The following is a 21,084-nucleotide window of genomic DNA, read 5'->3' on the forward strand; positions in this document are numbered from 1 at the left end:
GCCGTCCGGTGCGACCGACGACGGCATCGGTGTACCGAGGCGGCTCAGCCCGGCAGGTAGGCGGTTCCCGCCAGCAGCCGCCGGGCGGTGCGCAGCACGCCCACCGACACGATCTTCCCAGGCGAGGTGCGGACGGTCACGGTCAACGCGCCCCTGGGATGGGTGATGCGGACCGAACCCGGATCGCCGCTGCGGGCGGCGGCGAACGGCAGGGTGCCGGCGGTGCGGGCGGCGGCGGCCGTGCACAGCGCGGTGGTGATCGGGCAGGCGTGGTGGGCGCGTCCCAGGGACATCGCCCGGACCACGAGATCGGCCGCACCGTGCCGGTCCCCGGCACTCGCCCCGTGGCCGGGGACGGCTTCCGCGGGCGCGGTGGGTCCCGCCTGCGGCGACGGGGAGACGATGGTGAGCCGGGGCAGGACCGGGGAGCCGACCGCGGCCGCGGCCTCGTCGGCCGCGAGCCCGATGCGGACGGCGCCGGCGGCGCGGATGGACTCCAGCCGCGCAAGTAAGCCCGGCGTGGCGTTGAGCGCGACCGGCGCCTCGTCGCCGCGCAGCCCGAGGTCCGCCGCCCGGACGAACACGATCGGCGCCGCCAGGTCGACGAGCGACACCTCGATCGGGTTGCCGACGCTCGGCGTGAGCACGTCGCGCGGTCGGCCGGTCGGCAACAGCGCCCCGGTGACCGGACCGGACGGGTCGAGGTACTCGGTCAGCACCGCCAGCCCCGTGGTGGGCATCCCCGCGAGCCGTGCCTCCTCCCGCCAGTCACCCTCCCGCCAGTCACCCTTCTGCCAGTCGCGGCGGGTCGGCGGGGCCGGCACGAGGGCGTCGATGCGCTGCCCCACGTTGCGGTTGAACATCCGCACCAGGCCGGGTCGGGCGTCGCCGGCGAGCAGGCCCTCCTCCAGGGCGTACACCGCGGCGGCCGCGGTGAGGTTCCCGCAGTTGCCGGCGTAGTCGACGATCGGACGGTCGATGCCGACCTGGACGAACAGGTAGTCGATGTCGCAGCCCGGGTGCTCGCTCGGCCGGACCAGCACCACCTTGCTGGTGCTCGAATGCGTCCCGCCGAGCCCGTCGAGCTGCATCGGGTCGGGCGAGCCCAGCAGGGCCAGGATCGCTCGGTCCCGCTCGGGCCCGGCGCCGGGCAGCGCGTCGTCGGAGACGAACACGCCCTTGCTCGTACCGCCGCGCATGAGCACCAGCGGGATCGCGGTGGCCGTGCTGGGGGTCATTCCTCCTCCGTTCGCCGCGACAGCCGATGTTAGGCCGCCGCCGGCCCGGCGGCGGCGGACTCGGGGGCGCTGGCATCGAACCGAAAGGGTTCCGCGCATACCGTGCTGCCGCGGGCAGGGCCTGCGCGCAGGAGGACCGGGCGAAAGGGGGAGGACGTGGCGGGATCGGAGACCGGGGCGGGTTCGCTGGGCAGGTTGTTGAACCCGGCGTCCGTGGCCGTCGTCGGCGTGAGCGAGCGGCGCCCCATGTCCAATGTCGCCGTGGGCCACCTGCTCGCCGCGCCCGTCGAGCTGCACCTGGTCAGCCCCCGACCTGGCAGCGCCTACGGGCGGGCCACGGTCGCCAGCCTGCGGGCGGTCGGCGGGCCGGTCGACGCCGTGCTCAGCCTGGTCGGCGCGGCGGGGTCGGTGGGCGTCGTCGAGGAGGCGGCGCGGCTCGGGTGCGGCGGGGTGGTCGTCGTGGCCAGCGGGTTCGGTGAGGCCGGCGACGAGGGCCGCGAGCGCCAGGACCGCCTGGCGCGGGCCGCGGCCGGCGCCGCCCTGCCGGTGTGCGGGCCGAACTGCACCGGCCTGGTGAACGTCACCAGCGGAGTGTCGCTGTTCACCGGGACGGCGGTGGCGGTGCCGGCCGGCGGGGTCTCCCTGGTGTCCTCCAGCGGGTACCTGATGCGCGCGGTGATGGCGGCGGCCCGCGAGCGCAACCTCGGCCTGCGCCTGGCGATCTCGGCCGGCAACGAGGCGGTGACGGTGCTGGCCGACTACCTCGACTTCCTCGTCGCCGATCCGCTTACCCGCGTCATCACCGTCGTCATCGAGAAGCTGCGCGACCCGGCGTCGTTCTTCGCTGCGGTCGACCGCGCCCGGGCGGCCGGCAAGCCCGTCGTCGTGCTCAAACTCGGCCGCAGCGAGCGGGCGCGCGCCATCGTGCGCTCGCACACCGGGGCGCTGACCGGCGAGAGCTGGGTCTACGACCTCGCCTTCCGCGCCGCCGGGGTCGTCGACGCCCGCGACGTCGACGACCTGATGGACCGGGCGGCGATCCTGGCCCAGCTCCCCGCGCACCGGCTGCGTCCGGTCGAGCGGATCGCCGTGATCGCCTCCTCGGGCGGCGTCGCCGCGCTGGCCTCGGACGTGCTGGCCGGCGGGGACGTCGAGACGCCGGAGCTGACCGAGATCGCCGACGAGGTGCGGGCGATCATCCCCGGCGCCGAGGTGGTGAACCCGCTCGATCTGACCGGCTTCGTCATGGCCCGGCGCGAGTCGCTCGACGCCGTGCTGCGGACCTATCTCGACGCCGAGGCGCTCGATGCCGTCGTCGTCACCTGGTGGCTCGACGAGGAGGACCGCGAGCGGGCGGAGGTGCTGCTGGGACCGGCCCGCGAGGCGGCGAGGCGCGCGGGCAAGCCGGTCGTGCTGACCACCGTGCAGCAGTCGCGGCTGGGGTCGTGGACCTCGACGGCCGGTGGGCCGGGCCTGGCCTTCGCCCGCGGGCTCGGCGGCGCGGTGCGCGGCCTCGCCGCGATCACCCGGCACCTGTCGCCGCAGCCCCGCGCGCGCCGTGCGGCCCCGCCGCGCCCGATTCCGCCGCCGCGGCCGGGCGACGTGGTGCGAGGCGACGCCGGGCCGATGCTGTCGTTCGCGGCGACGATGACGCTGTTGGCCGAGCGCGGCCTGACCGTCGCGCCGTGGGTGGTCCTCGACGATCCCGCCGACTGGCCGCCCCGGGCCGGTGCGCTCGGCGACGGCGCCCAGGTGGTCGTCAAGCTGGCCGACGTCGCGCACCGCACCGAGCTGGGCGCCGTCCGCCTCGGGGTCGCGCCCGGGGAGGTGGCCGCGGTCGCCGCCGAGCTGCAGGAGATCGCCGCGGCCCACGGGGTGCGGCGCACCGTCGCCGTGCAGGGCCAGCTCGCCGGCGCCGGCGAGGCCTTCGTCGGCTTCCAGGCCCGCACCGACCTCGGCCCGGTCGTCGTGGCCGGCCTCGGCGGCATCCTCGTCGAGCTGACCCGCGCGGTCGTCGGCCGGCTGCTGCCGGTGGACGGCCCGGGCGTCGAGTCGATGCTGGACGAGCTCGGCGGGGCGACCGTGTTCCGGGGGCTGCGCGCGGCGGGCGGCTGGGACCGGGCGGCGCTGGCGAGGGTGGTACTGGCCGTCGCCGAGCTGGGGGTGGCCGGCGCGGACTGGATCGGCTCGATCGACGTCAACCCCCTGATCTACTCGCCGTCGGGCTGCGCGGTCGTCGACGCGCTCGTGCTCGTCGAGGAAACCGCTGCCGTCGCTGGAGCTGCTGTCGCCGCTGGAAGCTGACGTCATCGCTGGAAGCTGACGTCGCCGCCGGGAACCGAAGTCGCCGCCGGGAACCGAAGTCGCCGCCGGGAACCGAAGTCGCAGGGAGGTCATCGTGCCATTACCGAACGGGGTCGAGCGGGAACTGGTGGAGATACCGATTCCGCCGTCCGGACGGGTGGACGTGTTCTCGGGAGTCGCCCGCCTGTCCGGGGCGATCTGGGCTTCCGAGGTGCGCCCGGCGGGCCCCAGGCCCCGCACGGCCGTGCTGATCGTGCATCCGACGGCCAACTTTCTGGGTCACTACGCGCTGGGGACGCTCGCCGAGCTCGGCGTCGCCGCGGTCGGGCTCGCCACCCGGTACGTGGGCAACGACGCGAACCTCAACGTCGAGAACTGCCTGCTCGACATCGGCGCCGCGATCGGGACGCTGCGCGGGCGGGGCTACGAGCGGATCGTGCTCGTCGGCAACTCGGGCGGGGGCTCGATCGTCCCCTACTACCAGGCGCAGGCCGAGCGGCCGACGGTCGTGGCCCCGCCGGGCGGCGTCGGGCCGGACCTCACCCGCGCCGACCTGCCGCCGGCCGACTCGATCGTGCTGTTCATGGCCCATCCCTCCCGCGCCCGGGTGTCGATGGAGTGGCTCGACCCGGCGATCATCGACGAGTCCGCGCCGTTCGGCCGGGACCCGGACCTCGACGCCTTCGACCCGCGCAACACCCCGCCGTTCCCGGCCGAGTTCATCGCCCGCTACCGCGCCGCCCAGCTCGCCCGCAACCGGCGGATCACGGCGTGGGCGCGGGCGCAGCTACGCCTGGTCACCGCCGCGGGACACTGGCCGGCGGGGCTGGACGACCTGGCGTTCGTCGTCCACGGCACCAGTGCCGACCTGCGCTTCCTCGACCCGGCCATCGACGCCAGCGACCGGACGATCGGCAGCACCCTGTGGGGCCGTCCCGAGATCGCCGACTACCTGCCGGCCGGGCTCAACCGTTACACGACGCTGCGGTCGTGGATCAACCAGTGGTCGATCGACGACACCAACGGCGACGCCCTGAGATGGCTGCCGGAGCTGTCCACCCCGACGCTGGTCGTCGGCGGCTCGGCGGACACCGGCTCGCCGCCGGTGGTACTCGAACAGCTCCACGACGCGATCGGGCGGGCGAAGAAGGACTACCTGCTCATCGACGGGGCGACGCACTACTTCGAGGGCCGGCCCGACCTGCTGCGCACGGCGTGCGATGCCATCGCGACCTGGTGAGCCCGCCCGCACGTTCAGCGCGGCCTGGCGGCGCGCCGTCGCCGGCCAGGGCGGGAGCCCGTTCCTGATCTGGGAGTCCTCAGCCGGGGTGGTGACGACGTGGACCTACGCCGAGTTCGACCGGCTGACCGGACGGGTCGCGGCCCGGCTGCGCGCGGCGGGTCTGCGCGGCGGCGGCGCCGTCCACCTCGCGCTGGCCAACTCGCCGGCCTTCGTCGCGGTGTGGCTGGCCGCCGTCGGCCTCGGCGCGCACATCGTGCCCGCCGACCCGGCCGCCACCGCCCCGGAGATCGCCGCGCAGCTCGCCCGGACGAGGGCCGTGGTCGGGATCTGCTCGCCGCGGCGTCGGGCGGTGTACACCGAGGCGGCCGGAGCAGGTGCCGACGCGGCCGGCGGCGGTTCGGACCTCGCCGTGTTCGCCGTCGACGAGGATGACGTCGAGCTCGCGACCCTGACCGGTGCCGCTGCCGGCATCGGGGAGGCCGCGTCGGCTGGCGGTCCCGATTCGCCGAGCCCCGACCTGCCGGGCCCCGAAGCACCAGGCCCCGAAGCACCAGGTCCCGAAGCGCCGAGCCCCGAAACGACTGCCGCGATCCTGTTTACCTCCGGCACGACCAGCGCACCCAAGGGCGTCGTGATCACCCAGGCCAACTACGCCTTCGCGGGCGCGACGATGGCGGCGGCGGCCGGATTGGCGCCCGCGGACCGCCAGCTCGTCGCGCTGCCGCTGTTCCACGCGAACGCCCAGTACTACTCGTTCGCCGCCGCCATCTCCGTCGGGGCGAGCGTCGCGCTGCTCAGCTCCTTCTCGGCATCGCGGTTCCTCGCGCAGGCCGCCCGACACCGGGCGACGCACGCAAGCCTGTTCGCGGCCCCGATGCGGATGATCCTGGCCCGGGGGGCCGGGCGGCGCGACGACCTGGCGCTGCGGCACGTGTGGTTCGCCCAGAACGTGACCGCCGACCAGTACGCGCGGCTCTCGACCCTGCTCGGCTGCCGCCCCCGCCAGCTCTACGGGATGACGGAGACGACCGCGGCGGTCCTGAGCAGCCGACCCGACGAGGCCCGCCCCGACGCGATGGGCCGCCCCACGCCGGGCTGCGCCGTGCGGCTGAGCCCCCGGCCCGACGGCGGCGAGCGGGCGCCGGGGGAGGTCGGCGAGCTGCTCGTCGGCGGCGAGCGGGGCGTCCGGCTGTTCGGCGGCTACCTCGACGACCCCGACACGACCCGGCGCGCCTTCGTCGACGGCTGGTTCCGCACCGGCGACCGGGCCTACCGGGACACCGACGGCATCTACCACTTCGCCGGGCGTGACAACGAGACGCTGAAGGTGGCCGGCGAGAACGTGTCGGTGGTCGAGGTCGAGGCGGTCCTCGCCGAGCACCCCGGCGTGCTCGAGGCGGCCGTCGTCGGCCGGCCCGACCCGGTGCGCGACGAGGTCCCAGTCGCCTACGTCGTCGCCGACCCCCGCGGCGCCGCCCCCGGAGCCGCGGAGCTGGCCGAATGGTGCCGGCGTCGGCTGAGCCCGGTCAAGCGTCCCCGCGAGTTCGTCCTCGTCGACGAGCTTCCGCGGACCTCCGTCGGCAAGATCCGCAAGTTCCTGCTGCCTCAGGCCCCCGCGCGCGGCTCGTAGCTTCGATGCAGCCAGGGCGTGGTGAACTGGGCCTCGCGGGCCGCCTTCAGGCCGCGCACGCCCTCCTCGCGGCGGATCTCGGCGAAGGGGCGGCCGTCGGGGGCCTGCGCCCGTCCGCTCATCGCCAGCGTGATGATGTCGTACCCCGAGGCTGCGACGCGGGCGGCCTCGTCGCCGGAGGCGTCGGCGGCGGCGTCGACCGCTCGCTTGTTCAGCGTGGTGGCCTCCCGGGGCATCCGGGACAGCCGGGCGGCGAGGTCACGGGCGCGCGGGTCGAGTTCGGCGGCCGGCACGACCGCCGTGACCAGTCCGATCCGCTGGGCCAGGCCGGCGTCGATCAGCTCGCCGGTGAGGATCAGGAACTTCGCCCACTGCCGTCCGATCAGCGGCACCAGCCCGGCCGCGCCGGGCAGCCCAAGACGTCCCTCGGGCAGGCCGAAGCGGGCGTCGTCGCCGGCGACGACCAGGTCGCAGCTCGCCGCGAGGACGACGGCGGCGCCCAGGCAGTAGCCCCGTACGGCGGCGACCACCGGCAACGGGCAGCGGCGCACCCGGCGGTGGAAGTCATCGGCGGTTTCGCGGAAGCGGGCCTCGTCGGCGGCGTGCTCGCGGATCGGATTGCCGGCGAGGTCGCCGCCCGCGGAGAACGCCGCGCCGGCGCCGGTGACGAGCACGGCGCCGACGGTCGGATCCGCCTCGGCGTCGGCGAGAGCGGCGAGGATCTGATCCCGGGTGCCGCCGGGCCGAGCCGAGATGGGGTTGCGCGACTCCGGCCGGTTCAGGCGGATCTCGGCGACCCCGTCCAGCTTGCCGTAGGCGATCTCGTCGAAAAGTCCGATCATTTCGGAGCCCATGACGGTCGGTCTCCGATCAGGCGCTTGTGGTGGTGGGGGTGAACCGGGCGGGCAGGTGCTTCACCCCGTGCAGGAAGTTCGAGCGCAGCAGGTCCGGCTCGGCCGTCGCCTCGATATCGGGCAGCAGCTCGAACAGGGTTCGGAACGCGATCGCCAGCTCGACCCGGGCGAGGTTGGCTCCCAGGCAGTGGTGCGGGCCCGGCGCGCCGAAGGTGACGTGCGGGTTGGGATCGCGGGTCACCTGGAACGACGTCGCGTCGTCGAAGTACGCCTCGTCCTGGTTGGCCGAGCGGTACCACAGCACGACCTTGTCACCCTCGTCGAAACGCTGCTCACCGAGCCTCACCCCGTCGCGGGCGACCGTGCGACGCATGTACAGCACCGGGGAGGCCCACCGCAGCAGCTCCTCCACGGCGCCCGGGGTGTACCGGTCGAGGTCCGAGCGCCACAGCTCCCGCTGCTGCGGGAACCGGGTGATGGCCGACAGCCCGTGGGCCAGCGCGTTGCGGGTGGTCTCGTTGCCCGCCCCGACGAGCAGGTTGAAGAAGGTCGCCAGCTCCGTCGGCGTGAGGTTCTCCTCTTCTTGGGCGGCGACGAGCGAGCTGACCAGGTCGTCCTGCGGGTCACGGATCCGGTCGCGGGCCAGCTCCTCCAGCAGGCCGCTCATCGCCTCGCCGGCGCCGCGCACGGCCCGCGCGACCGACCGGGGGGTCTGGTCCGGGACGTACTCCGGATCGCTTGCGCCCATCAGGATGTTCGTCTGCTCGAACAGGAACCGCTCCTCGCTGCGCGGGATGCCCAGCATGTTGTTCACGATCCGCAGCGGCAGCAGCGCCGCCACCTCGGTGACGAAGTCGCACTCGCCCCGTCCCGCCACCGCGGAGATCACCTCGCGGCTGGTGCGGGTGATGTCGTCGACCAGCGCGGCCACCGCCTTCGGCGTGAAGCCCCGGGAGACGATGCGCCGCTGACGGGCGTGCTCCGGGTTGTCCATGTCGATGATCGAGCCGCGGAACTCCCGCAGGCTCGGCGGCTGGTCGAAGATCAGGCTCCCTCGGCCGGAGCAGAAGTCCGCCGGCCGCCGGCTGACCTCGCGCACGTCGTCCAGGCGGGTCAACGCCCAGAAGCCACCGCCGCGCGCGGCCCCGGTCAGGTCGAGCTCTGGGACGTACGGCCGCGGCTCGTGGGCGCGCAGCCAGGCGAACGTCGCATCGCGTTCGGCCGCCGGCCGGGTCCACCACGTCAGGTCGTCCAGGACGTCGCCGGGCAGCCCCTGCGTTCCCGGCATCTCCCCGGTCGTGGTCACGCCGGCTGCCCGGCTGTCCGCACCGGTTCCGAAGCCGGACGCGCTTCGGCTGCCATCCGCGCCTCGCCCGCCTGCCGCGCCTCGCCCGCCTGCCGCGCCTCGCCCGCCTGCCGTGCCTCGGCCGCCCGCCGCGCGTCGGCCGCCCGCCGCGCGTCGAGCGCGTCGGCGGCCGGGTAGCGCAGCACGGTGCGCAGGAAACGACCGCTGCGCATGTCCTCGTAGCCGTCGTTGACACCGGCGAGCGGGTAGCTGTGGCTGACCACCGCGTCGAGGTCGACCTGGCCGCGCTGCCACAGCTCGACCAGCTTCGGGATGTCCGCGCGCGCGTTGCCGGAGCCGTAGATCGTGCCGACGATGTGCTTCTCGGACAGCGTCAGATCCATCATGTTCAGCGATACCGTCCGCTGCGCCGCCGGATGGACGTTGGTCACCACGACCCGGCCGCGGCTGGCGGTCATCGCCAGCGCCTGACCCAGCAGCTCGCCGTCGCCGCGGCTCATCGTGCAGATGAACCGGTCGACCCCGCGGTTCCAGGTCGCCTCCCGCACGACGGCGGCGGCCTGCTCCCACGAGGCGGCGACGTGGGTCGCGCCGAGGCGGAGGATGAGGTCCTGCTTCTCGGCCACCGTCTCGACGGCGACGATGACGCGGGCGCCGGCCAGCCGGGCACCCTGGATCGCCGCGGCGCCGATGCCCCCCACCCCGGCCACCGCGACCGTATCGCCCGGCCGTACGTCGGCGGCGTACACCGCCGACCCCCAGCCGGTGACGAATCCGCAGCCCAGCAGGCACGCCCGGTCGAGCGGGACGTGCGCCGGGATGCGGATACAGCTCGACTCGTGGGCCACGGTGTGATGGGCGAACGTGCCGATCATGCAGGCGATCGCCAGGTCCTGGCCGCGGGCGTGGTGGCGCGCGGTGCCGTCGGCGATCTGGCGGCCGGTGTACATCCTGGCGCCGAGCTCGCACAGGTTCTGGTGGCCGGTCGCGCACTGCCGGCACCGCCCGCAGGACGGCACGAAGCCGAAGACCACGTGGTCGCCGGGGACCAGCGAGCGGACCCGGGAACCGACCTCGAGCACGACGCCGGCGCCCTCGTGCCCGCCGACGCACGGCAACCGGAACGGCATGTCGCCGGTGACGATGTGCTCCTCCGAATGACACAGGCCGGAGGCGTGCAGTTCGACGAGCACCTCGTCCGGGCCGGGCGGATCGAGCTGGATCGGCTCGACCGACCAGGGGGAACTCCGGTCCCACAGCACAGCGGCGAGGGTCTCCACGGCACCTTCTCTCGGTCGCGTTCTGTCGAGTGCGTTCTCTCGGTCGCGTTCTGTCGGGTGCGTTCTGTCGGGTGCGGTCTCGATCGCGGGCCGCGCGTCGGCGCGGAGGCTCAGCCGCCGGGGCGGACGATGGACTGGAGCTCCACGAAGGCGCTGATGCCCTCGGGTCCGCCCTCCCGCCCGATGCCGGACGCGCCCACCCCGCCGAACGGGCTGCCCACATCCAGCGGCGCCGGCGAGTTGACGGCGACCGAACCGGTGCGCAGCCGCGCGGCAACGCGACCCGCCCGCTCGGGGTCCTCGCTCCACACCGACCCGGCCAGGCCGTAGTCGGAGTCGTTGGCGATGGCGACGGCCTCGTCGACGCCGTCGTAGCCGATCACCACCGCCACCGGGCCGAAGATCTCCTCCCGGGCGACCGGGGCGTCGTTGCCGACCCCGGCCAGCAGCGTCGGCTCGACGAACCACCCCCGATCGAGTCCGGCCGGCCGACCTCCGCCGGCGGCGACGCGGGCGCCGTCGGCCCGAGCGCGGGCGATGTGCGCCTCGATCCGGGCCCGCGCCGGCGCCGAGATGACCGGGCCGATCTGGGTCTTCGGCTCGGTCGGGTCGCCGACGCGCAGCGCCGCCACCCGCTCGGCCAGCACGTCGACCACCTCGGAGTAGCGCGAGCGGGGGGCGAGGATGCGGGTCTGGGCCATGCAGACCTGGCCGGAGTTCGCCATCGCGCCGAAGGTGAGCGTGGTGACCGTCCGGCGGGTCAGCGCCAGGTCGTCCAGCAGGATCGCGGCCGACTTGCCGCCCAGCTCCAGGGTGCACCGGCGCAGGTCACGGCCGCAGATCTCGCCGATGCGCCGGCCCACCGCCGTCGAACCGGTAAAGGTGATCTTGTCGATGCCGGGATGGCCGACCAGATACTCGCTCGCCGCGGCCGCGGCGGGCACGATGTTGACCACCCCGGGCGGCAGGCCCGCCTCGACGACCGCGTCGGCGAACAGGTAGGACCACAGGGTCGCCGCCGGCGCCGGCTTCACCACCACCGTGCATCCGGCGACCAGGGCCGGCGCGAGCTTGAGCGCGGTGATGAACAGCGGTGCGTTCCACGGGACGACGGCCCCGACGACGCCGACGGGCAGCCGCCGGACCAGCACCGAGCCGTGCGCCGCCGGGCGCTCGTCCGCCCACGGGTAGGCCCCGGCCAGCGCGGCGAAGGCGTCGAACGCGGCCAGGGCGGTGCCCACCTGGTAGGGATCCGACCAGGACCGGGGCGAGCCGACCTCCGCTGTGAGCACCGCGGCGAGTTCGTCGGCCCGGGCGCGCAGCGCGTCGGTCAGCCGCACCAGCGCCGCCGCCCGCTGCGCCGGGGTCGCGCTCGCCCACGGGCCGTCGTCCAGCGCGCGCCGGGCGGCGGCCACGGCCCGGTCGACGTCGCCGACACCGGCCGCCGCAACCACGCCGATGGTCTCCTCGGTGGCCGGCGACACCACGTCCAGCGTCTCGTCCGTCGCCGCGGGGACCAGCCGCCCTCCGATGAACAGCTCCCGATGCTCGCGCACACCGACTCCTCGGTCGTCCCCAATTCCGCCGCCGAATTCTAGGGTCCGCCCGAGCGGATATTCAATGATTTCTCTTTGCTGTCGGTTCGGCCCGCGGTCGCGCGTCGAACTTCTTCTCGTGCGAGAGTTCCGACGTGATATCCGGGTCCATTCCTGCCCCGCGAGACGGAGGGATCGAATGGCTCTCCTCACCGCTGACAGCACCTGGGAGCTGGTCGAGGCGCGCGCCGCGGCCTCGCCCGACGATCTGGCCGTCGTCGACGAGCACCGGCGGTGCCTGACGTTCCGCGAGCTGCGCGACCGGGCCGAGGAGGCCGCCGCGGGGCTGCGCGAGCTCGGCGTCCGGCCCGGATCGGTCGTGTCCTGGCAGTTGCCCAACACGATCGAGACGGTCGCGGTCTGCCTGGCGCTGTCCCGGCTCGGCGCCGTCCAGAACCCACTGATCATGATGCTGCGCGAGCGTGAGATCACCTTCATCTGCCGGCAGACCGGCAGCGAGCTGCTGCTCGTCCCGAGCAGCGTCCGCGGCGTCGACCATGCGGCGATGGCGCGGGCGGTGGCCGCGACCCTGCCCGGTCTCGCCGTGCACGTCGTCGACTCCGCATCACCGGGGGAGCTCGAACCGCCGGGGAAGGCCGAACCGCCGGGGAAGCTCGCATCACCGGGGGAGCTCGAACCGCCGGGGGAGCTCGCATCACCGGGGGAGCTCGAACCGCCGGGGGAGCTCGAACCGCCGGGGAAGGCCGAACCGCCGGCAGCCGCGGAGCCCGCCGACGGGCCCGGAGCGGGGCCGTCCGGCGGCGGGCCCGTCCGGTGGATCTTCTATACGTCGGGCACGACCTCGGACCCGAAGGGCGCCCGGCACACCGACCGCGGGTTGCTGGCCGCCTCGTCGACGTTCTGCGAGCATCTCGCCGTCGTGCCCACCGACCGGCTGCCGATCCTGCTGCCGATCTCCCACATCGGCGGGATCGCGCACCTGCTCACCGGCCTGCAGGCCGGTTGTGGGGTCATCGTGAGCAGCGGGTTCGACCCCGAGACGACGCCGGCTGCCCTCGCGGCGGCGGGCATGACGCTCGTCGGGTCGGGCACGCAGATGCTGCAGACCTACCTGGCGCGCCAGCGCCGCCAGCCGGACGTGCCCCTGTTCCCGCTGGCCCGGGCGGCACTGTGCGGTGGTGCGGGCCGGCCGGTGGCGCTGCACTTCGAGGTCAAGGAGCTCCTCGGTGGCGTCGGGGTGATCTCCGGGTACGGCCTGACCGAGTGCCCGTTCGTCACCTGGGGCCGCCACGACGACACCGACTCCCAGCACGCGAGCACGGAGGGATGCGCCGGGCTCGACGTCGAGATCGTCGTCATGCTCGACGACGCCACGCCCGCGGTCGCCGGCGAGGTCGGCGAGATCCGGGTGCGCGGCCCTCAGCTCATGGTCGGCTACGTCGACGCCACCGCGGACCGGGACGCCTTCGACGCGAAGGGGTTCCTGCGCACCGGCGACCTCGGCACCCTCGACGAGGACGGCTACCTGCGCATCACCGGACGGATCAAGGACGTCATCATCCGCAAGGGCGAGAACATCTCCGCCCGGGAGCTGGAGGAGCTGCTGATCGACCATCCGGCGGTGGGCGAGGTGTCCATCGTCGGGCTGCCCGATGCCTCCTCCGGCGAGCGGGTGTGCGCCGTGGTGGTGCCAGCGGAGTCGGTGGCCCCGCCGGACCTGGCGGCCCTCTGCGCCCACCTGCGCGCGCAGGGGCTGAACATCCGCAAGCTTCCCGAGCAGCTCGAGCTCGTGCCCGAGCTGCCACGCAATGCCATGGGAAAGGTCGTGAAGCGCGACCTGAGGGCCCGTTTCGCGCGCTGAGCGTATGGGTTGCGCCTGCTCGGTGGCCGTGGCGGAGCTGATCGGTGGCGGCGGTCCTCTTCGGCTCGGCGTCCGACGCCCCCACCGGCAGCCAACTCCCGGGCACCTCTCCGCGACCAGCCGCACACAGAATCATGCCGAGGGTCCGGTACGGTTTTCAGCCGAAAAACCGTACCGAAACCTCGGCATGATCTGGCCGCCATCTGGCCGGAATCCGCGCAAGCCGGAAACCGCGCAAGCCGGAAACCGGGAAAGCGGGAAACCGGGAAAGCGGGCGGCGGTGGGCGGCATCGACAGCTGATCGACATCGTCGGTTCGTTATCGTTTCGGCGCCGCCATCGGCACGTTCGGAGGTCGCCGAGGCTCGGGTGAAAGGGGGGAGCCATGCTCGCTCGACAAGCCGTCCACGGGGCGGCGGTGCTCGCTGCCGTCCGGATCGTCCCCGACGACCGCGTCCCCGACGACCGCGACGCCGACGACCGCGACGGTGGCCACGTGGCCGGGCAGCCATGAGCGTCGCCGCTACCAGCGACGACGCCGTGCTCGCGCGGACGCTGAGTAGTTGGCTGCGTCAGGCGCTGAAGTGGCCGTCGCTGGAGGTCGCCGGGCTGTCCAGGCCGAAGGCGGGCACATCCAACGAGACCGTGATCGTCACTGTGCGGTGGGCCGATGACGGCCGCCGACGCGACGAACGCCTGGTGGTCCGCATCCAGCCGACCGGGCGTCAGTTGTTCCAGCATCCGGACACGATCGGCGAGGGGCGTGTCCTGCGGGCCGTCGCGGCGGCCGCGCCGGTGCCGGTGCCGCGGGTCCTCGCGTTCGAGCCGGACGCCGGGGTGGTCGGGTCGCCGTTCTTCGTGATGAGCCACGTCCCGGGCAGGGTGCTCTCGGACATCCCGAGCTGCCACGCCACCGGCTGGCTGCTGGACCAGACCCCGGCGCAGCGCGCCGCCCTGTGGGACAACGGCCTGCGGACCCTCGTCGACATCGGGCGCATCCCCGTCCGCGGCGACCTGGCGTTCCTGTGGGCGCCCGCGCTTGGCCCGACCGGGCTGCAGCAGCTCGTCACCGCGACCCGTCACTGGTTCGACTGGGTCCGCGGCGGGCGTGACCTCGACGTGCTCAGCCGGGCGATGGATCACGTCGAACGGGAGCGCCCCGACCACGATGACCGGACGCTGAGCTGGGGCGACGCCCGAGTCGGCAACATGATGTTCGCGCCGGACGGGACCGTCGCCGCCGTCCTCGACTGGGAGACCCCCGCGGTCGGCCCGGCCGAGGTCGATCTCGGCTGGTGGCTGATGATGGACGAGTTCTACAGCCACGGACTGGGTTCGCCGCCGCTGCCCGGGGTGCCGGACGAGGATGCCCAGGTCGCCCGATGGGAGGGGCTGATCGGCCGTCCCGCGCGGGAACTGACCTACTACAAGCTGCTGGCGGCGTTGCGGTTCGCCATCGTCTGCGCCCGCTCGACCGACATCTCGATCGCCCGCGGCGTGGCCCGCCCGGACACCACCATGCACACCCGCAACCCGGCGGGTCTGCTGCTCTACCGCTGGCTGGGCGAGCCCGTTCCGGACCTGGCGCCTGAGTTCACCGCGATGATGGCCCGCTTCGCCCGCAAACGGGCCGGCCGGACGGGCTGAACGAGCCGAGGGCTGAACGAGCCGAGGGCTGAACGAGCCGGGAGTCGAACGAGCTGGGAGCCGAACGAGTAGAGGGGATCTCACGTCGATGAGCGATGTCATGCGCGCGGAGACGGTGTCGCTGCGGGGCGCGGGGGACGACGACGTCGAGGCGTACCTTGCCCAGCCGCTCGACGGGTTACCCGTGGGCGGCGTCGTGGTGATCCACCACATGCCGGGCTACGACGAGTCGACGAAGGAGATCACCCGCAGGTTCGCCGCCCACGGCTACCTCGCCGTCTGCCCGAACCTGTACTGGCGGGAGGCCCCCGGCGCCAGCCCCGAGGACGCCGCTGCCGTGGCGCGGGCCCGCGGCGGCGTGCCCGACGAGCGGCTGGTCGGCGACGTCGAGGGCGCCGTGCGCTACCTGCGGGCGTCGCCGTCGTCCAACGGGAAGGTGGCGGTGATCGGCTTCTGTTCGGGTGGGCGCCAGGCGTTCCTCGCCGCGTGCAGCCTCGATCTGGACGCCGCCGTCGACTGCTACGGCGCCTACGTCGTCGCCACGCCGCCGGAGGACTCGGTGCTGCGCGGGGTCCGGCCGGTCGTCGACCTGGCGGGCAAGCTGTCCTGCCCGCTGCTCGGCCTGTTCGGTGACGACGACCGGATGCCCTCGCCGGCCGAGGTCGCGGCCCTCGCGCAGGCGCTCACCGAGCACGACAGGACCTTCGAGTTCCACAGCTTCCCCGCCGCCGGTCACGCGTTCTTCGCGACGGACCGCGACGCCTACCGGCCCGCGGCGGCCCGGGCGGGCTGGCAGCGGATCTGGGCGTTCCTCGGCCCCCACCTCGCCGCCTGACTCGGCCGGCCGCACCCATCGCCGACCGGGCACCAGGCGAGGAGACCTTGGGTGCACCATCAGACCGCGCGCCTGCCCGTGACTATGAAAGGCGGCGCGCAGGCCCCGTCCTGCACGTCAGGGCGGGGTTGGCGCGTCAACAACAGCACCAGCCAGTCGAACAGGTGTGCTATTCTGATGGCTGCGGGAAGCCGGGTGGTGAAGCGGGCATATAGCTATCGGTTCTACCCGGATCCGGAGCAGTCCGCGCAGCTTGCCATGACGTTTGGTGAAGCCCGTCCGGACGGCCGGCGGCCGGGTAGAACAGGGACCTGCGGGTTCAGAGAGCTGACACGTCCCAAAGCCATACCTCGAAGCCGCCGGCGGTGGCGAGCGTCTCCCCGTCCGGAGCGAACCCTGCTGACGTGACCCGGCCGTTGTGGCCGGTGAGGGGGCGGCTGAGGGATCGGGCGCGGTGCGGGTCGGTGACGTCCCAGAGCCGTACCGTCTGATCGCCGCCGGCGGTGGCGAGGGTCCGCCCGTCGGGAGAGAAGACTGCCGATTCGACTCGGCCGTTGTGGCCGGTGAGACCGACGCCGAATGGACGGGCGCGGCGCGGGTCGGTGACGTCCCACAGTCGCGCTGACTGATCGCTGCTGGCGGTGGCCACGATCTGCCCGTCGGGGGAGAACGCCACCGACCGCACCGAGTCGGTGTGACCGATGCGTGGGCCACCGAGCGGCTCGACGAGGTAGGGGTCGGCGATGTCCCACAGCCGTAGCGTCCGATCGGCGCCGGCGGTGGCCAGGGTGTACCCATTGGTCGAGAACGCCACCGACCACACCGCGGCAGAATGCGCGGTGAGCGGGTCTCCGAATGGCTGGGCGCGGGACGGGTCGGCGATGTCCCACAGCCGCACCGTCCGGTCGGTGCTGGTGGTGGCGAGGGTCAGCCCGTCCGGCGCGAACGCTACCGACCGTACGGAGCCGGTGTGGCCGGCGAGGGGCCTGCCGATCAGGCAGGCGTTGGACGGATCGCTGACATCCCAGAGCCGAACCGTTTGATCATTACTGGTGGTGGCGAGGATCAGCCCGTCCGGCGCGAACGCCACGGACCAGACCCCACCCGTGTGACCGGTAAGGGGGGCCCCGATAGGACGAGCGCGCCGCGGGTTACCGACCGCCCACAGACGTACGGTGCGGTCGCCGGCGGCGCTGGCAAGGAGTCCCCCGTCCGGCGAGAACGCCACCGACCGCACTCGGTCGGTGTGGCCCGTGAGGGGGACCCCGAGGGGACGTGGCCGGGACTGCGGCGGTGATGCCCGCGGTGGTGGCGTCCGCTGGGGGAGGCGGGGGAACGACGGCTCGGCCTCGGGTTTCACCCGCCCCGCCAACGCTGCTCGGACCCCGTCAAGCAGACGGAGGCGGGCCACGTCGGCGGCGACGTCGAACAGGTCGACGGAGACCACCGTGCGCAGGACCCCAGGACGGTCGCAGTCCTCGACACGGACAGGAAGCAGCTTGCGCGCGAGCCCTTCCGGGTCAGCGGCTCGCGCGGCGCGCCACTCCTCGCCGCCGTAGACGGAGGAGAGGTAGGAGTCGGAAAGGACGGCGATGGTCCGGGTGGCGTGGGTGATGCCCTGTTCCATCTTGAAGCGCCAGTCCGAGCCGGGTACGAAGTCCCACGACTGGATCAACACCCGGTAGCGGACAGCCTCGAGCTGCCAGGCCACCCACTCCGCCCACGCTTGATCCTCAGCGGTGTAGGAGATGAAGAAGTCCCATCCGACCGTTCCGCCACCAAGCCCGGACATGGCACACCATCTTCTACCGTTGCCACCCTCTCCGGCGAGCTAGGCCAGCCACGGGGGAAGTGCGGACGTTCCGGCGGCGATGGGCTGCCCGACGGCGTCGTACGGCGAGAGGCGTCGTGCGGTGGAAGGCCGCCAGCGGCGGAGGCATCCCGAGAAGGGGAGATGCCTGGGTGCAGCAGGTTCTGCTCCCGCGATAGGACTCGAACCTATAACCTGCCGGTTAACAGCCGGCTGCTCTGCCAATTGAGCTACGCGGGACCGGGTGCTCTGCGCACCTGACGTCGTCAGCCTACCTGAGGTTCGAGCGGTCTTGGACGTGGGGTAGTAATCAACTTGACGGCACAACGCCGACCGGCCGGCGGCCATCCGCCAGCACGTCCATCGGTCTCCCGGGAGGCAACATGCGCATCAGGCCCAGCGTCGTCATCGCACTCGGCCTCGGGTACGTCCTGGGGTCCCGAGGCGGACGCGAGCACTACGACGTGATCATGCGACAGCTTCGAGAGGTTCGGGAACGACCGGAGGTGCAGAGCGCCGCCGGTGTCGTGTCCGCGCAGGCAGGGACGGTCTTCCAGCGCGTCCGCGGCCTGTTCGCCGGGGAGGTCGAGTCGTCCGGAACCCGCCCGTTCCGTCCGGTTGCGGCGCACAGCTCGAACGGGGTCAGCTCCGTCGGCGCCCATTGAGAGCCGGGTGCGCCGCCGTCGCACAGTCCCGGGAGCGGCTCGGCAGGCGGTGTCGCGCCGGTTCTCGTCGGATGGGCCCCCGTTGGGNGGTTCGGTCGTCGCCGCCGCCCTGGTGACCGCCGACCCCACCTCCGACTGCCGCCCCAGGGGGTGATTCTGGTTATATCCGGCACCCCGCCGGGCGAGCGTGGGGGCGTGACGGATCGGAGCACGGCATGTCGATGAAGCAGGCCAGGTCGGCGCGGGGGCGGACGGCGGGGCAGGGGCGATCGGGTGACTCGACGCCGGCGGAGGTTCCCGGTGGGGCGCCGCCCGCCCTCGCCGCCCTGGTGGACCTGCTGGGCCGGCGTTTCGCCCTCGGCCTCTACTGGCACCTGCGGGGTGGCTCGTTGCCGTTCCGCACACTGGCGGCCCGGCTGGACGCCCCCGAGGCGCAGCTCGTCCAGCGGCTGCGGGAGCTGCGGGAGGCCGGCCTGGTCGAGGTGGACGAGGTCGGCGAATATCGGCTGACTACCCACGGCCGCCGCCTGCAGGGCGTGATCGAGCCTCTCGCCGCCTGGGCGGCGGAATGGGCGGCGCTCAGTCCGCGCCAGCGAAGCCCGCGCGGTGCCTCCACTCGCGGCCACGACGAGCCCTGAGCGCGCCCAGGCACCCCTGTCAGGACATCACGGGATGTCAACTACTGATCGACGGAGCGTGATTCTGAGATCACAGCTTGTCTTTTGCTGATCTTAAGAATCCTTTAGGCCCCGGGAGATGTGCTGGTCACCGTCGAACCTGGTGCTCACGAGCGCCGGAGGTCGACCTGGTGGATTCGAGCTGCACCCGGCGGAGGTAACCCCGACCTCCGGTGGGTCTCCCTAGCCCGGGTCGCGGCCCGTCCCAGCCGCGGCCCGGGCTCATCAGTTGTGGCCGCTCCGGCTAGACCCAGGGTGGGTGGGCGCCGGGTTCGGTTCGGGGCGACCTCTCAGCCGGCGGCGAGCCGATCCCGGGCCGCGGCGATCCGGCGGCGGGTGGCCTCCCGGCCGAACACCTCCAGCGACTCGAACAGCGGCAGCCCCACGGTCCGCCCGGTGACGGCCACCCGCACCGGCGCCTGCGCCTTGGCGAGCTTCAGTCCGTGGCGCTCGCCGATCTCGGTCAGCGTCGTCTTCAGGGTCTCGGCGTCCCATTCGACCTTGCCGAACAGGTCGTGGACGTCGGTGAGCAGGTCCGTCGCCGGCCCCTTCATCGCCTTCGCCCAGGCCGCGTCATCCACCGGCGCCTCGGGCAGGAACAGGAAATCGACCATCGGCACGATCTCCGACAGCACCGACAGCCGGGACTGCGCGAGCCCGGCGACGGCGGCGAACACGTCCGCGTCGAATGCGTCGGCCGCCCACGGAGCCGCCGGCGGCGCGAGCCATGGGCCCACCGCGGAGATGAACTCCTCGACGCTGAGCGCGCGGATATATTCGCCGTTGAACGACCGCAGCTTCTTCTCGTCGAAGAACGCCGGGGAGGGCTTCACGTCGGCCAGGTCGAACGTCGACTCGATCGTCTCCCACGGCACGATCTCGTCCTCGCCGGGCGGCGCCCAGCCGAGCAGCATCAGGTAGTTCTTCATCGCACCGGCCAGGTAGCCCTCGTCCCGGTAGGACTCCAGCGCCACCTTGTCCCGCCGCTTGGACAGCTTCTGCCGCTTCTCGTTGACGATGACCGGCACGTGCGCCCACACCGGCGGCTCGGCGGCGCCGAGCGCGGTCCACAGGAGCTGCTGCTTGGGCGTGTTCGACAGGTGCTCCTCGCCCCGGATGACGTGGGTGATCCCCATCTCCAGGTCGTCGACGACGTTGGCGAGCAGGAACACCGCCGAGCCGTCGGCCCGCGCGATCACGAAGTCCTCGATGGTGTCGTTCGGGAACTCCGGGGTCCCGCGGATCAGGTCGCGTACCGTCGTCGCCCCCTCGTCGGGGGTGCGGAAGCGCAGCGCGCGGCCGGGACCGGGCTCCAGCCCGCGGTCGCGGCAGAAGCCGTCGTAGCCGTGCTGGGCGTTGCCCGTGCGCTCCGCCAGCGCCTCGCGGGTGCAGTCGCAGAAGTACGCCAGCCCCGCTTCCCGCAGGCGGACCGCCGCAGCCCGATGCCGGTCTGCCCGAGAGGACTGCAGCACCGGGCCCTCGTACCGGCCGGGGCTGATCCCGAGCCAGTCCAGCGCGCTGATGATGCCGTCGGTCCACTCGGGCCGGTTGCGCGAGGCGTCGGTGTCCTCGATGCGCAGCACGAAGTCGCCGCCCGTGCGCAGCGCCACCAGCCAGTTGAACAGCGCCGAGCGCGCCCCACCCACATGGAAGATGCCGGTGGGAGACGGCGCGAATCGAACCCGTACCCGCCCAGATCCCATGCGGGGCAGCGTACAGGGATCTCGGTGGTCCGACGGAGCGCTGCGGTGGTGCCGACGCCGTCCACATCCACATCCACCCGCACGCCTCGACGGTCAGCGATCAAGCCTCAAGGTCACGACTGCCTGCGCGGCCCAGGTGCCGAGGAGGTCTAGTAGACCGTCGCCACTAATGTTTGGGGTATAGGTGGCGGAGTTTGGTGCGGGCGTCGGCGGTGGTGAAGTGCCAGTGGACTTGGCGCTGGTCGGNGTTGACGGCTGTCTGCCAGGCGGCGAGTTCGGTGTTGAGCACGTCGAGGTCGTCGATGCGGCGGTCGAGGCATTGGCGGGTCAGTGCGGCCAGTTCGATCTCGGCGATGTTGAGCCAGGAGCCGTGTTTGGGGGTGTGGTGGATCTCGAGGCGCCCGGCGAGAGCGAACGCGACGGCGGGGTCGAAGGCCTCGTAGAGCGAGGCGATGCCGTGGGTATTGAGGTTGTCC

General features: G+C 73.2%; 17 protein-coding genes, 1 tRNA gene and 1 pseudogene. 10 read left to right on the forward strand and 9 right to left on the reverse strand.

Annotated elements, in window-relative coordinates; genetic code table 11:
- Positions 1-44: 44 nt before the first annotated feature.
- Positions 45-1,238 (reverse strand): PrpF domain-containing protein, encoded by a 1,194-nt coding sequence (locus FF36_RS26600; RefSeq protein WP_044887936.1) that lies wholly within the window; start codon positions 1,236-1,238, stop codon positions 45-47.
- Positions 1,239-1,394: 156 nt separating this feature from the next.
- Here FF36_RS26600 and FF36_RS26605 point away from each other — a divergent pair, with 156 nt between their 5' ends.
- From FF36_RS26605 to FF36_RS26615, 3 genes are all read left to right on the forward strand, one after another.
- Complete coding sequence (locus FF36_RS26605) at positions 1,395-3,542, forward strand: acetate--CoA ligase family protein (protein ID WP_044887937.1); 2,148 nt, start codon at positions 1,395-1,397, stop codon at positions 3,540-3,542.
- Positions 3,543-3,636: 94 nt separating this feature from the next.
- On the forward strand, positions 3,637-4,782 hold the full coding sequence (locus FF36_RS26610) for an alpha/beta hydrolase (protein ID WP_044887938.1): 1,146 nt from the start codon (positions 3,637-3,639) through the stop codon (positions 4,780-4,782).
- A complete protein-coding gene (locus FF36_RS26615; RefSeq protein ID WP_044887939.1) occupies positions 4,763-6,415 on the forward strand; it encodes a class I adenylate-forming enzyme family protein in 1,653 nt (550 codons plus the stop codon). Before FF36_RS26610 ends, FF36_RS26615 begins: the two co-directional genes overlap by 20 nt.
- On the opposite strand, the gene FF36_RS26620 is transcribed toward FF36_RS26615, so the two are convergent.
- The 4 genes from FF36_RS26620 to FF36_RS26635 all read right to left on the reverse strand — a co-directional run bounded on the left by FF36_RS26620 (position 6,391) and on the right by FF36_RS26635 (position 11,411).
- Entirely contained in the window at positions 6,391-7,269 is an 879-nt protein-coding gene (locus FF36_RS26620) for an enoyl-CoA hydratase/isomerase family protein (protein ID WP_044887940.1), read from the reverse strand. The genes FF36_RS26615 and FF36_RS26620 overlap by 25 nt on opposite strands.
- A gap of 16 nt (positions 7,270-7,285) precedes the next feature.
- Entirely contained in the window at positions 7,286-8,575 is a 1,290-nt protein-coding gene (locus tag FF36_RS26625; protein ID WP_242422896.1) for a cytochrome P450, read from the reverse strand.
- Positions 8,572-9,855, reverse strand: coding sequence for an NDMA-dependent alcohol dehydrogenase (locus FF36_RS26630; protein ID WP_044887941.1), 1,284 nt, complete (start codon positions 9,853-9,855; stop codon positions 8,572-8,574). The genes FF36_RS26625 and FF36_RS26630 overlap by 4 nt, the downstream gene beginning before the upstream one ends.
- A 110-nt stretch (positions 9,856-9,965) precedes the next feature.
- Positions 9,966-11,411 (reverse strand): aldehyde dehydrogenase, encoded by a 1,446-nt coding sequence (locus tag FF36_RS26635; protein ID WP_044887942.1) that lies wholly within the window; start codon positions 11,409-11,411, stop codon positions 9,966-9,968.
- Positions 11,412-11,589: 178 nt separating this feature from the next.
- Between FF36_RS26635 and FF36_RS26640 the strand changes: the two genes are divergently transcribed.
- The 5 genes from FF36_RS26640 (at position 11,590) to FF36_RS39155 (ending at position 16,161) form a co-directional block, all read left to right on the forward strand.
- Positions 11,590-13,272 (forward strand): class I adenylate-forming enzyme family protein, encoded by a 1,683-nt coding sequence (locus FF36_RS26640; protein ID WP_044887943.1) that lies wholly within the window; start codon positions 11,590-11,592, stop codon positions 13,270-13,272.
- Between the two features lie 384 nt (positions 13,273-13,656).
- Positions 13,657-13,785, forward strand: coding sequence for a hypothetical protein (locus FF36_RS40170; protein WP_255355940.1), 129 nt, complete (start codon positions 13,657-13,659; stop codon positions 13,783-13,785).
- Positions 13,782-14,918, forward strand: a complete 1,137-nt coding sequence (locus FF36_RS26645; RefSeq protein ID WP_052681458.1) for a phosphotransferase family protein — start codon at positions 13,782-13,784, stop codon at positions 14,916-14,918. Before FF36_RS40170 ends, FF36_RS26645 begins: the two co-directional genes overlap by 4 nt.
- Positions 14,919-15,006: 88 nt before the next feature.
- Positions 15,007-15,753: a dienelactone hydrolase family protein gene (locus FF36_RS26650; protein WP_044887944.1), complete on the forward strand. Its 747-nt coding sequence runs from the start codon at positions 15,007-15,009 to the stop codon at positions 15,751-15,753.
- A 177-nt stretch (positions 15,754-15,930) separates the two neighbouring features.
- Positions 15,931-16,161 carry a helix-turn-helix domain-containing protein gene (locus FF36_RS39155; RefSeq protein ID WP_236705996.1) on the forward strand — a complete coding sequence of 77 codons (231 nt, stop codon included), beginning with the start codon at positions 15,931-15,933 and terminating at the stop codon, positions 16,159-16,161.
- Here the strand turns inward: FF36_RS39155 and FF36_RS26655 are convergent.
- Together FF36_RS26655 and FF36_RS26660 are read right to left on the reverse strand one after the other, a co-directional pair.
- The gene (locus FF36_RS26655; protein ID WP_044887945.1) at positions 16,073-17,545 is read right to left on the reverse strand and encodes a toll/interleukin-1 receptor domain-containing protein; all 1,473 of its coding nucleotides are present in this window, start codon (positions 17,543-17,545) and stop codon (positions 16,073-16,075) included. The two genes, FF36_RS39155 and FF36_RS26655, sit on opposite strands and share 89 nt — an antisense overlap.
- A 185-nt stretch (positions 17,546-17,730) precedes the next feature.
- A tRNA-Asn gene (locus tag FF36_RS26660) sits at positions 17,731-17,803 on the reverse strand.
- Between the two features lie 143 nt (positions 17,804-17,946).
- Between FF36_RS26660 and FF36_RS26665 the strand changes: the two genes are divergently transcribed.
- Complete coding sequence (locus tag FF36_RS26665; RefSeq protein ID WP_044887946.1) at positions 17,947-18,228, forward strand: hypothetical protein; 282 nt, start codon at positions 17,947-17,949, stop codon at positions 18,226-18,228.
- Positions 18,229-18,443: 215 nt separating this feature from the next.
- Positions 18,444-18,866 (forward strand): winged helix-turn-helix transcriptional regulator, encoded by a 423-nt coding sequence (locus FF36_RS26670; protein WP_044887947.1) that lies wholly within the window; start codon positions 18,444-18,446, stop codon positions 18,864-18,866.
- Between the two features lie 329 nt (positions 18,867-19,195).
- Here the strand turns inward: FF36_RS26670 and gltX are convergent, their stop codons facing one another.
- Together gltX and FF36_RS26680 are read right to left on the reverse strand one after the other, a co-directional pair.
- Positions 19,196-20,608, reverse strand: a complete 1,413-nt coding sequence (gene gltX, locus FF36_RS26675; protein WP_044887948.1) for a glutamate--tRNA ligase — start codon at positions 20,606-20,608, stop codon at positions 19,196-19,198.
- A gap of 247 nt (positions 20,609-20,855) precedes the next feature.
- A pseudogene (locus FF36_RS26680) lies at positions 20,856-21,084 on the reverse strand (transposase); the annotation flags it as partial.

Source organism: Frankia torreyi, from assembly GCF_000948395.1.
GTDB classification, from domain to species: Bacteria; Actinomycetota; Actinomycetes; order Frankiales; family Frankiaceae; genus Frankia; species Frankia torreyi.